Source organism: Bifidobacterium anseris (assembly GCF_002860345.1).
Classification (GTDB): Bacteria; Actinomycetota; Actinomycetes; order Actinomycetales; family Bifidobacteriaceae; genus Bifidobacterium; species Bifidobacterium anseris.
In genome coordinates this window covers 295882-308543 of the sequence record NZ_NMYC01000005.1, presented here as the reverse complement: position 1 = coordinate 308543, position 12662 = coordinate 295882, and the positions used below count along the sequence as shown (strand labels likewise).

Sequence of the window (12662 nt, the reverse complement as noted above, 5' to 3'; positions counted from 1 at the left end):
GTCCTCGACGCTATCGGCCAACCGACCCGCTTCAGGCCCTACATACGCAAACGGGCGGGCGCCCCGCTAATCAGGGACACCCGCCCGCGCAGGTCAGAGACCGAATCAGTCGACGACGCCGTAGAGGCGATCGCCGGCGTCACCGAGACCCGGCACGATGTAGCTGCGATCGTTGAGGCCTTCATCCACGCCGCAGACGACGACGCGGAAGTCGATGCTCGGATCGATGTTGTCCTCGACGAACTTGATGCCTTCCGGCGCCGCGATGATGCAGATCGCCGTCACGTCCTTCGCGCCTTTCTCCGCCAGATAGTGTGTCGCGGCGACGAGCGTGCCGCCGGTCGCGAGCATCGGATCGATGAGGAAGCACTGGCGTCCCGACAGATCGTCGGGCAGTCGGTTCGCATAGGTGATCTGCTGCGTCGGATGCTCTTCGTCGCGCTTCATGCCGAGGAAGCCGACTTCGGCGCTCGGCATCATGCGCGTCATGCCGTCGAGCATGCCGAGTCCCGCACGCAGCACCGGCACGATGATCGGCCGCGGCTTGGCGATCTGTTTGCCGACCATCGGCGCGACCGGCGTCTCGATTGGCTTGTCCACAACGGCAAGGTTGCGCGTGGCTTCGTACGCCTCGAGCGAGACGAGTTCGGAGACGAGTTCGCGGAACGTCGAAGAGGGGGTGTTCTTGTCTCGCAGCACGGTGAGCTTGTGCTCGACGAGCGGATGATTCAAAACATGCAATTCCATACCTCCCAGCATAGCCCCCGACCCCTGCCGAACGGCCATGCCACGCCGCCCATCCGCGCTTCTCCCCCGTATTATGCTCACAGAGTACGCACGCCCCCACACCACATCCATCTCAACAGACGGATAGGGCGACGCCGCGTCCGTTCGGGGCCGCTACACTGTCGAACGATATGGCCCGCGAGGGTGGACGCGGCGCATACCAATCGACTACAACACGGAGAGGGGTCGAGGCATGACACGCAGCATCCTCGTCACGGGTGGAACGATTTTTGTGAGCCGTTTCATCGCGAAGTATTTTGTGGAGATAGGCGACGACGTCACCGTGCTCAACCGCGGCTCGCACCCGCCTGTCGCCAGCGTGCGCACAATCGTCGCGGACCGCCACGATCTGGGCCATCAGCTCGACGGGGAACGTTTCGACGCCGTCATCGACGTAACCGCCTACAACGCGCGCGACGTGCTCGACCTCGCGCATGCCCTCGAACATGCGCGCGTCCACTCGACGATCATGATCAGCTCGAGCGCCGTCTACCCCGAGACGAATCTGCAGCCTTTCGCCGAAGACGTGCGCCTCGGCCGCAACATGTTCTGGGGCGACTACGGCACCGGCAAGATCGAAGCCGAACGCGCACTGCTCCAATGCGTCGACGGCGCCTACATCGTGCGCCCGCCGTATCTGTACGGGCCGATGAACAACCTGTACCGCGAGGCCTTCGTCTTCGACTGCGCCCGCGAGGACCGTCGCTTCTATCTGCCGAACAACGGCGATATGCGGCTGCAGTTCTTCCACATCCGCGACCTGTGCCGCTTCCTCGAACTGATCATCGACGAGCAGCCCGCGCAACATGTGTTCAACGTCGGCAATCCGGACAGCGTCACCGTGCGCGAATGGGTCGACCTGTGCTACGCCGCAGTCGGCAAGACGCCGACCTATGCGAGCGTCGACGGTGTGGAGCCGCGCAACTTCTTCCCGTTCCACGAGTACGAATACAGCCTCGACGTGCATGCACAGCAGAAGATCATGCCCGACGTCACGCCGCTGGACAAGGGCCTGTGCGAGTCCTACGACTGGTACCGCTGCCACACCGATCAGGTGAACACGCATCCGTACACGCAGTACATCGACCTGCACCTCGCCCCCGCCGCCAAGGATCTGCAGCCGGTGCACTGACCGGCGCCAATCGCGGGGCCTCGAACACCGTATCTGCGCTGAGGGAGTGCCTCTTCGGCGGATATGCCGAGTATGCACTGCGAAAACCGCACCGTTGCGCGCCTCGCCAAGCCCCATACTTGGCCTTTTCGAAGAAGTTGCTCTCCCTCAGCGCAGATAGCGTCAGCGACGCGCGTCCGAACGACGCACTGGAGCCAGCGGCAGCAAAAGCTAGCGTGAGGAAACAGAGGAAACAGGTGACAAGGAGATGCGCCGGACCGCGAAAGCGCCATGTCGGCGCAAAGGCCGCTCGCAGCGGCAAAAAATGGAGCCCGGGGCTATGCACGGCCCGACGCGGATACCATTGTACATGGTTTCGCCGGATCCGCATCCGGCGCGTCGCCCTATCCCTACAAGCGCAAGCTGCTTCGGCTGTGCCTCACTGCTGCGGCAGCCCGTCCACCGCCGCCGCACCCGACGTCGGCACCGACACGCCCTGCATCACAATCGAGTTAAAGGACAGAATGTGGGTCTTATGAGTGGCGTCGGGCCTTCCGGTGGTTGGCGTGTCGTGGTGTGATTAGGGTTTCCGGGCCTAATCGGCGGTCCAGTTTGACATCGTGGTGTTTTCTGCTACTGCTGGTGCATGGTCAGGAGAAAGTCGGCAAGGGCGCGGCTATGCCCGATATGCAACCATCCGATGCGCAAGAGGGCCGCCACGCCGGGGCCGAAGGAGGGATCCCTCACCGACGTGCAACGCCCCGCACCCGGCGTGGACGCATACGAAAACGGATTCGGCATCAGAACAGGCTGGGCCGGACGGGCGTGGCACACCCCCCATTAGACCCACATTTTGTCCTTTAACCCTCACAATCCTGCGGACGATACGAGGCTGATCGACTTCAATCACCGCTGTACTATCGTGGGCTTCACCATAGATATAGCCCGGGCATGATATTTCAATATCATAAGTCCCATAGGACATATCATATTTCACGGCACCTTGCGCATTAGTGGTTACAGCAATGGGGGCGACAGGACCGTCATATCCTCGGCGGGCGGTAGACATGAAACAGTCCGGCAAAGGCCGCCCATTCTGATTCACGACATAGAGCCGCACCTCGGAGCTCGGTCGTTCTCGGTGCAGAACCCAATAGGTCACAGCCAATGCGCATACTGCCACAACAAGCACCATCAGCCCCGCGAGAACCCTCTTGCGCTTCATCGGCACCTCCTCAGCCGCACCGCCCCGCCATCCAGCAACCATCATACGCGAAGTGTGCACGCGACATACATCGCGCGCACACCAAACGCCGCACATCAGGCAGGCACCGCAGCTTACAGCTGCAGCGCGCTCGCCGGGGTCTCTCCCGGCACGAAGGCCTCGAAGATGAAACGGTCGAAGTACGGCAGGCAGGCGTTGAGCTCCTGCTCGCTGCGCACCGTCCACGCGACCGTCTGCGCGCCCATGCGCCGCGCGAAGGCGAGAGCCTTGCTGTTGCCGTTGCGGTAATCGTAGGCGATGAAGTCGGGCCGGCTCATCCAGTTGAACGCGAGCTTGCCGGCCGCCCACACGACCGGGTCGGCGCCCCCGAAGGGCGCGTCCTCGGCGAGCTGTCCGCGCGACGCGTTCGGATGGTTCTCCTTGTACCAGTGCATCGCCGCCGGGTTGAACGACTCCACCGCATAGACGCCCTTGTACGCGTCAAGCAGATCGGCGGCCTTCTGCATCAGCGTGTCGTCGCGGCTGCCCCAGTCACGCATGTTCTCGAATTTGAATTCGACGATGATTGGCACACGCCCGTCCACGACGCGCAGCACGTCGGCGAGCAGCGGCACATGCTGGTAGTACCCCTTCGGCGCTTCCTCCGGCGTCTTGACGATCGCCGGATCCTCGGCGGTCGCGCTCGGCAGCAGCGGCGACGTCTCGGCACCCGGCGCGGCCGTCGGGAACAGCGCGATCCTCATCAGCTCGTCGTAGGTGAGGTCGGCGATCTTGCGCGGGTCTCCGGCGACGCGCAGCAGATCGGGGTCGTGCGCGACGACGACCTTGTTGTCGAGCGTCAGCTGCACGTCGAGTTCGATGCCGTAGCCGGCCTCGGCGGCCGCCGCGAACGCCGCGAGCGAGTTCTCCGGCGCGATCGGACCGACTTCGCTCGGCGTGCCGTAGCCCGCCTGCATCGCCATGCGCCGCGCGAGCGCCACGTATTCGCCGCTTTCGCCCGCGTACTGCTGGCTGAGTCCCGAGCCGGCGTCGTGCAGTCCGCGATGCGCGTACATGACCTCCGGCAGCGACGATACGTAGTTCTTCCTGCGGTTGCCGAAGCTGCGCGGCGCCGTCGCCCACACTGCGGCGCCGGCGGCGGCCGCTGCGCCGATGACGATGTTCCTCAACGTCTTTGCCATGATTGCTCCTTGTTTGTTTTTCGTCGATTCCTCATCGATTCCGTATTTATTTCTTGCGCCGAGCCTAGTGATTCCGAGCCTAGTGCACGGCCGCGGCGCCGACACGCGCCGTCAGCGAACGGCCGGCGCGCGCGTCCTATTTGTGTTTTCGGTGCCGCCGTTCGCGCCCTTTGAGATAGATGTCGATGACGATCCAGCATGACAGCACAAATGCGACGACATATCCGAGGAAGCCGACGAGCGGTATACCGAAGATGATCGGTTTCATGCCGGCGTAGTAGACGATCGACGATCCGATGAACAGACCGACGACGATGAGCGCCATCGTGAGCCTGTTGACCATGTCCGACAACTGCTGCAGCGGTTCCTCAGAGCCGACGAGTTCGAAGTTCGTCCGCAGTTCGCCGCGCGTGAGCATATGGAGTGCGACGTTCGCCTCGCTCATCGATTTGAGCGCACCGTGCAACGCCGCGTGGCTTTCGATGGCGAGCTGTTCGGCTTCGTCTTTGATCGTCTGCGTCTTCGTCTTCGAATGCTCGATGTGTTCGGAGATGATTTCGATCATGTTGACGTCGGGGATGAACTTGTCGAGCAGTCCTTCGAGCGTCACGAGCGCGCGACCGACCGTCGTGATCGAACTGGGGATTTCGATGCCGTGCCGGCGTGCCATCTGCGTGAGCGACGTGAGGAACTGCGCGAGGTCGAGGTCCTCGAGATTCACGGTGCCGAATTCCTCGATGATGCCATCGAGGTCGGCGAGCAGCGACGGATAGTCGGTATGGTCGGCTTCGGTGCCGGCGAAGCGCAGCAGCGCGTCGGCGAGCTGTGCCGAATCCTGTTTGGCGACGGCGAAGAGCATCTGCTTGAGCGCGGCGCGCGTCGACGCGTTGAGTCGTCCGGTCATGCCGAGGTCGAGCAGCACGATCTGCCCGCCGCGAATTTCGATGTTGCCCGGGTGGGGGTCGGCGTGGAAGAAGCCGGCGTCGAGGATCTGGCTTGCGTAGTTGTCGACGAGTTTCGTGCCGATTTCCTTGAGTGAATAGCCGTCGTCGATCAGTTCGCGCGTATGCGAGATCGGGATGCCGTCGATGTATTCCATGACGAGCACGTGTTCGGTGCACAGATCGATGTACGGCGTCGGGCAGTCCATGTACGCGAAGCCGTCGCAGAAGCGTTTGAAGGCGCTCAGGTTGCGCGCTTCGTTGAGGAAGTTCGTCTCCTCGTCGAAGGTGTCCCACAGTTCTTCGACGACGCCCTGAAAGTCTACGACCTGCGCGTTGTGCATGATTTTCGTCGCGCCGCGCGCGAGCGAGCGCATGATCGAGACGTCCTCCGCCATCGTCACGCGCACGCCGGGACGCTGCACTTTGACGGCGACGTCTTCGCCGTTGAGCAGCGTCGCGCGATGCACCTGCGCGAGCGAGGCCGAGCCGAGCGGGGTCGGGTCGATTGTGCGGAACACTTCGCCGAGCGGCCGGCGGTATTCGGATTCGAGCGTTTCGAGCACGATTGAATACGGCATCGGGTCGGCGTCGGCGCGCAGTTTGGACAGTTCGTCGCAGAACGATTGCGGCAGGATTTCGGAACGCATCGACAGGATCTGCCCGACTTTGACGAAAGTCGGTCCGAGCGCTTCGAACATCAGGCGCATCTTGACCGGTGTCAGTCCTTTGAGCGCGTCGAACTGCATCGCGATCTTGCCGATCTGGTGCAGCCGCTTGAGTTTGCTGCGGCGCGTCAGATGGTATTGGTCGGCGAAGGAGCGGCGATGCGCGCCGAACAGCCCGATCGTCTCGGGGTCCTTCGACGCCTTCGGCAGTTGGTCGCGCAGTTCGATGATGTGCGCGGCCTCCTGCGTCTCCTCCGCTTCGAGGAGACGTGCGCGATGCGGCTCGTCGGCGTCGCCGCCGTCGGCGTGCGCCTCCTGATCCTGTAGTTTCGCGTCGAGGTCGACGATTTTCGATGTGTCGACGCGCGCTTCGTGCTGCCGTTCGCGTGCGGCGCGCGCCTGCTCATGCTCCTCGTGGCGTTCGGCGCGCGCCTCGTCGCGCAGGTCGCGGTGTTCCTCCCGCGCGAAGCGGCGCAGCTCGTCCGGCGTCACGTTGCCGTGCTGGTCTGAATGCTGATTCATAGGCATGACGATGCACCGCCTTCGGTTCGGCGCCTCAGGCGGCGCATTGCATCATCGCGCGCGGCGGCGCGATCAACGTTGATGGGGTGGACGCTCACTTATCGGCGTCGGCGGCGTCGGCCTTCGCGCCAGCGTCGGCGGCAGCATCGTCGGCCGGCTTCGTGTTGAGGTCGTCGACTGCCTGCGCAGCCTGGTTGCGCAGACCTGCAGCGGCGTCCTGCACCGTCTGCGACGCCTGCGCGGCCTTCTCCTTGAGCGATTCCTTCTTGTCGCCGGCCTTGTGCGCGAGTTCGCTGTTGAGCTGCTTGCCCTGCTCGACGGTCAGTTCTCCGCGTTCGACGAGACGGTTGACGAGCTCCTGGCCCTTTTCGGCGGTCGTGGCGATTGCGCCGACGCCCGCGAGGAAGATCTTGCGCAGGCCTTCGCCGAAGTCCGGGATGTTGTTGTTCGAATCGGTCATGATGCCTCCCAGCTCATACCTGTGTTGGCGTATTGCTCAGTGCCAACTCTACACGTTCCGTCGCGCCGGCGTTCAGCGTGGGCGTAGCTGCGCGACCTCGCGCGCACGCTGCGCGACGCGGTCGATGCGCGCGAGCTCCTCCCGCGCCGCCGGCGTCGATTCCGCGCGGAATTCGCCGTAGCGGCGTTCGGCGGCCGCGCGGATCAGGAAATCGCTGATGGCTGGGTTCTTCGGCAGCAGCGAACCGTGCATGTAGGTGCCGATGACGTTGTGCACGCGCGCGCCTTCGGTGTGGTCCTCGCCGTTGTTGCCCATGCCGTCGTGGTCGACGGTGCCGAGCGGGCGCACGCCGTCGTCGAGGAAGGTCTGCCCTGAATGATTCTCATAGCCGATGATGTCGCCGAAATCGTCGCTGTGTTCGACGAGATTGCCGATCATGCGCACGTCGCGGCCAACGGTGTGCGCGCCGATGATCGAGATGCCGTCGAGCCTGGCGCCGTCGACCGTTTCGAAATAGTCGCCGAACAACTGGTACAGGCCGCAGATCATCAGCATCGGCACGCCGTCGTCGGCGAGCGCGCGCAATGTGTCGGCGCGCGCGTAGAGGTCGTCGATGATCTTCTTCTGGCCGGTGTCCTGACCGCCGCCGCCGAGGATGACGTCGGTGTGTTCGGGCCACGGATCGTGCTGATTGACGGCGTGGATGCGCGGCTCGTAGCCGTAGAGTGCGAGCCGGCGTTCGATCGTCAGGACGTTGCCGGAATCGCCGTAGATGTTCATGTCCTTCGGATACAGCGAGACGATGTCGATCGGTCTGGCCATGCGTCGCTCCTTCACTTGCCCACGCCGGCGTCGGCGACGTCGGCGATCTTCGCCAGATACGCGCGCACGGCGAGCATCGCCGTGTACGTGCAGTAGATGTGCTTGCGGCGGCCGGGATTGCGCGCCACGAAGGCGTCGACGGCGCGCTCGAGGTCGGTGTCGACGTCACCGACCGCGACGTCGTCGTAGGCGAGGCGCAGTGCCATGTCCCACGCGCGCACGCCGGAAACGGTGTCGACGCCGCCGGCCTTGAGGCTCGTGAAGTCGACGTCCCACAGCCAGCTCATGTCGCGGCCGTCCGCGTATTCGTCGTTGATGCAGATCATCGTGTCGGCGTCGTCGGGCGGGAACGACGCGAGCGCGAGCCGGAATCCCATCGGATTCTTGACGAGCAGTAGTTCCGTCGGCGAGCCGTGCACGTCGATGACTTCGCCGCGTCCGAATGCGGGCGTCACCTGCGCGAGCGCGTCAAGCAGGTGCGCCGTGTCTGCGCCGGCGAAATGCTGTGCGCGCATGACGAATCCGTCGCGGCGCGCCTGCGGCAACGTCGCCGCGGCGTTGCCGATCGTGTCGGGGACACGCAGGTCCTGCTGCACGGCGCGCACAACGGCGAGCGCGGCCGCCGCGTTATAGAGGTTGTAGACGCCTTCGAGTTTGACTTCCGATTCGTATTCCTGCCCGTCGATGACCATCTGCGCGCGATGGTCGCCGACCGCCGTGAGCATGACGTCAGCCGGCGTGACGGGCGCGGCGGCCGTGAGCGGTTCGCTTGGCACGGCGGCACCGGCGAGCGCGACCGTCGTCGCCATGTCGTCGTCGGTCGGGAAGTAGCGGCGCAGCGCGCGCGACAGGCCGAAGTATGCGGCGCGCGTGTCGACCGGCGTGAGCGCGGCGAGTGCGGCGATGCGCGGATCTTCGCGGTTAAGGACGACGGCACGCGTCGTCGTTGCGGCCACGCGTCCGAGCAGCCGTGCCGTGTTGTCGATTTCGCCGAAGCGGTCGAGCTGGTCGCGCATGACGTTGAGCAGCAGCGCGTACTGCGGCTTGACTTGGGCGACGAACTGCACGGCGTAGGCCTCGTCGAGTTCGAGGACGGCGATGTCGGCGTCGATGTGGCCGCTCATCGTGACTTCGTTGAGCAGTGCGGAGACGACACCGCGCGTGAAGTTGGAGCCTGTCGGGTTCGTGAAGACGCGCAGTCCCAACGATTCGAGCATCATCGCGACCATGCGCGTTGTCGTCGTCTTGCCGTTCGTGCCAGAGACGAGGATGACGCCGAGCGGCAGCTGCGCGAGTGTGCGGTGCAGGAACGTCGGGTCGACGCGTTCGACGACCTTGCCGGGGAACGCGCTGCCGCCGTGGTGGGTGACGCGCGACGCCCAGCGCACCGATTTGCCTAGCAGCGGCGTCGCGAACGCGTACCATGGCCGGCGGGTTGTGTCTGTTGCCGTGTTCGTCATGTCAGACTCCCTGCTGATAGTCCTGGGGCATGTCTTGGAATTTCGAATACTGTCCGCGGAATGCGAGGTTGAAGGTCGCCGTCGGACCGTTGCGGTGCTTCGCCATGATGATGTCGGCCTCGCCTGGACGATCCTCCTTGTCGTAGGCGTCGGGACGGTGCACGAGGAAGACGACGTCGGCGTCCTGCTCAATCGAGCCGGATTCGCGAAGATCGGACAGCTGCGGTTTCTTGTCGTTGCGCATTTCGGGGCCGCGGTTGAGCTGCGAGAGCGCGACGACCGGCACTTCGAGCTCCTTCGCGAGCAGTTTGAGCGCGCGGGAGAATTCGGAGACTTCCTGCTGGCGGCTTTCGACCTGCTTGCCTGAGCTCATCAGCTGCAGATAGTCGATGACGACGAGTTTGAGGTCGTCGCTCTGCTTGAGCTGACGGCATTTCGCGCGGATCTCCATCAGGCTCATGTTCGGCGAATCGTCGATGAACAGCGGCGCGTCCCTGAGTTTGATGAAGAAGTTGTTGAGCACGTTCCAGCGGCCGGGGTCGATGTCTTCGGCGTTGCGCATCGCCGACAATGGGATATTCGTCTCGGCGGAGATGATGCGCTGCGACAGTTCGATCTGGCTCATCTCGAGGCTGAAGATGACGGTCGTCAGATGCTGGTGAAGCGCGGCGGCGCGCGCAAAGTCGACGCCGAGCGTCGACTTGCCCATCGCCGGGCGGCCTGCGACGACGACCATCTGGCCGGGCTGCAGACCCTTCGTCACCGAGTCGATGTCGCGGAAGCCGGTGAGGATACCGGATTCGATCTCGCCCTTCTGGATGCGGTCGATCTGCTTGAGCGTCGCCTCGACGGCGTTCGCGATCGGCGTGTAGTCCTGATGCACCTTGCCCATGCTCATCTCGTAGATCTCGGCCTGCGCGAGGTTGACGACCTCCTGCGCCTGCGAGCCTTCGGCGTTGTAGCCTAGCTGCGTGATCTTCGTGCCCGCGGCGATGACGTTGCGCAGGATCGCGCGCTGATGCACGATCGTCGCGTAGTACACGGCGTTCGCGGCCGTCGGCACCGAGCCGATGAGGTCGTGCAGATAGTCGACGCCGCCCACTTTCTCGAGGTCGCCGGCGTCGTCGAGACGGTTCGCGACGGTCACGACGTCGGCCGGATCGCCCGCCGAGAACAGGTCGATGATCGCCTTGTAGATCGTCTGGTGCTTCGGCTGGTAGAAGTCAGCCTCCTCGAGCGTCTGCGTCACTTCGCCGATGGCGTCCTTCGCCATCAGCATGCCGCCGAGCGTCGCCATCTCCGCGTCGTCGTCGTGCGGCGGCACACGGTCGAACAACGCCATGTCGTTCTTGTCGTTCCTGTCGAATCCTTCAGCCATAACAGTCGATTATAAGAAAAGCGAATGTAACACAGAAGGGCACGGACGCGACACTCCGCACGAAGGCCGCGCATGCGCGCGTGTCGGGCCTTCGCACGGAGTGTCGCGGGCTCTCAGCAGGCCTCGCCGATCGTTCCGGGCAGTGCGAGCTCCTGTTCGAGCCGCGGCAGCACGGCACGCGAGAAGGCGAGCGTCGACGGGCCGAACAGTTCGAGCGTGGCCTCGCGCAGCATCGGATCCTCCTTCCACGGCATGCGCGCGAGCCAGATGGCGACGGCCGCGTCGCGGATCGAGCAGTAGTGGCGCAGCATCTGCGTCTGCTCCTGGCGTGACGATTCGTGCAGGCGGTCGTAGTCGATCTCATGTTCGTCGATGAGCAGCATCGGCATTGCGAGCGTGCCGATGTCGCGCATCATCGCGCAGATCGAGTCGAGGCTCTTGAACGACGTGCGCAGCAGCTCCTCGTCGTGCGTCGCGAGCGCGCCCATCAGCTGGTTGCGCATCATCGCGCCGAGGAGCGAGCCGGCGACGTCGCTGATGTAGATCAGGTTGCGCCACAACGGTTTGTCCATCTCCTCGCGTCGTGCCTGCGGCGATTCGAAGAGCGTTTCGACGAACACCGGCTTGTCGTTCCACAGTTCCTCGACGGCGCGCCGCAGCTGCTGCACGTCGTAGAGGAAACGCTTGTCGATGCGCTGTTCGAGGGCACAGACGCGGGGCTTGGCCTGCACGTAGCGCGCGATGTCCTCGTCCTCCCACGCCTCGCCGGCACGGGCGTGCGCGAGCGCCTGCCCGATGCCGACATGGTAGGCGAAGTACTGATAGGAGGTGCACATGAGATCCTCGTCGTCGCTCGTGCGCTCGGGCATCGTCACATGCACGTCGCCGCGCGCGAGCGCCTGCTCGTATTCGGCGTCGGCTTGCAGCCGCAGCCCTTCGATTGTGTGGAGGATGTCGAGCGCGTCCTCGTGCGCGCGCCGCTGCGCCTCGTTGTGGAATTTGATGTTCGGCGTCGAGCTGTGCAGGAGCAGTTCGCCACCGATGGTGCCGTCGGTGAGCAATGTGTAGGCGATGCGCGCGGCGAGCATGCCCGGCTCTGCCCAGCGGATGACGGCGCGCGCCGCCATCGAACGCATCATGCGGTAGTACTCGAAACTGTCGCCGTAGCGTTGCCGCTTCGTGCCGAAACGGCGCTTGTCGCGGCCGCCGAAGCGTTTGGCGAGGCCTTTGTTGTCGACGGCGCGGATGTGCAGCGGCAGTTCGTCGACCGGCCGGTCCGTGGCGAAGGCCGTGCGCGCCTGGTCCATGCGTTCGTACAGCCAGCGGCCGAGTCCGTGACGTCGCACGACGTATTCGCAATGCGTCAGGAAGGCGCGGCAGTGGTCGATGAAGGCGGTGTCGCCTGTTTCGGCGGCCGAGCACAGTTCGACGGGCCAGCAGGATGCGCCGAAGAGGTCTTCGCCGAGGTCGAGCAGCCGTTCCGGAGCGGGCGGCATGATCGTGCTCAGCATATGCCCCTGCGGCGTGTCCTTCTCGTCGACGACGATGCGTTCGGCGTTGACGATGTGGTCGTCGAACAATGTGCGCAGTTCGACGAGCTTCTCGAGGAAGCCCTGCGAGTCGAGCGTGAGCGTCGCGCCGTTGGCGCCCGGATCTGCTGTTGTGGACATATGTCCTCCTTGTCCGTGGAATATCGTTGGTTCGCACCGGTGTTCCAGCCACTGTGCACCATCGGACGATTGCGCGCCAACGGACGGCAAACCTTTGTGGATATGTGGAAAGTTCGCGCGTGTTCCACCGCCATCCGCCCCGATGTGGACAACCGATGACGCCGCCGCTTGCCCTCCTCACCGACGCTGACTCCCCCGATGCGTCCGGCGCCTCCGACACAGCAGCGTGCGCCGTACTCCCCGCCCGTAACCGTCACCGTCGACGTTTAGCGGAAAGTAGAACGACTCGCGCGACGCTCGTTGTGGACAACTTCTTCACAATTTACTTCCGGTTATCCACATCTTGGGGATAAGCATGTGGATTACGGTGGATTACGGCTCAGGTTATCCACATTCGGTGGATAACCCTGTGGATAACTTGGGGATACAGCCGCAATC

The 12662-nt window shown here is 64.1% G+C and carries 9 protein-coding genes; 1 reads left to right on the top strand and 8 read right to left on the bottom strand.

Features of this window, described 5'->3' with window-relative positions; genetic code table 11:
- Positions 1-105: 105 nt before the first annotated feature.
- Complete coding sequence (gene upp / locus CGZ88_RS06435) at positions 106-747, bottom strand: uracil phosphoribosyltransferase (RefSeq protein ID WP_026644771.1); 642 nt, start codon at positions 745-747, stop codon at positions 106-108.
- Positions 748-979: 232 nt separating this feature from the next.
- Between upp and CGZ88_RS06430 the strand changes: the two genes are divergently transcribed.
- Positions 980-1918: an NAD-dependent epimerase/dehydratase family protein gene (locus CGZ88_RS06430; protein WP_101671412.1), complete on the top strand. Its 939-nt coding sequence runs from the start codon at positions 980-982 to the stop codon at positions 1916-1918.
- Positions 1919-3235: 1317 nt separating this feature from the next.
- Here CGZ88_RS06430 and CGZ88_RS06425 read toward each other — a convergent pair.
- The 7 genes from CGZ88_RS06425 to CGZ88_RS06395 all read right to left on the bottom strand — a co-directional run bounded on the left by CGZ88_RS06425 (position 3236) and on the right by CGZ88_RS06395 (position 12224).
- Positions 3236-4303, bottom strand: coding sequence for a glycerophosphodiester phosphodiesterase family protein (locus CGZ88_RS06425; RefSeq protein WP_101671411.1), 1068 nt, complete (start codon positions 4301-4303; stop codon positions 3236-3238).
- 136 nt (positions 4304-4439) lie between these two features.
- Positions 4440-6434, bottom strand: coding sequence for an ABC1 kinase family protein (locus tag CGZ88_RS06420; RefSeq protein ID WP_101671410.1), 1995 nt, complete (start codon positions 6432-6434; stop codon positions 4440-4442).
- Between the two features lie 94 nt (positions 6435-6528).
- A complete protein-coding gene (locus CGZ88_RS06415) occupies positions 6529-6894 on the bottom strand; it encodes a phasin family protein (RefSeq protein WP_051198469.1) in 366 nt (121 codons plus the stop codon).
- A gap of 72 nt (positions 6895-6966) precedes the next feature.
- Entirely contained in the window at positions 6967-7716 is a 750-nt protein-coding gene (locus tag CGZ88_RS06410) for a type 1 glutamine amidotransferase (protein ID WP_101671409.1), read from the bottom strand.
- An 11-nt stretch (positions 7717-7727) separates the two neighbouring features.
- Positions 7728-9176: a Mur ligase family protein gene (locus CGZ88_RS06405; protein WP_101671408.1), complete on the bottom strand. Its 1449-nt coding sequence runs from the start codon at positions 9174-9176 to the stop codon at positions 7728-7730.
- A gap of 1 nt (position 9177) precedes the next feature.
- Positions 9178-10554 carry a replicative DNA helicase gene (gene dnaB / locus CGZ88_RS06400; protein WP_026644777.1) on the bottom strand — a complete coding sequence of 459 codons (1377 nt, stop codon included), beginning with the start codon at positions 10552-10554 and terminating at the stop codon, positions 9178-9180.
- Positions 10555-10667: 113 nt separating this feature from the next.
- Complete coding sequence (locus tag CGZ88_RS06395; protein ID WP_026644778.1) at positions 10668-12224, bottom strand: hypothetical protein; 1557 nt, start codon at positions 12222-12224, stop codon at positions 10668-10670.
- Positions 12225-12662 lie beyond the last annotated feature (438 nt).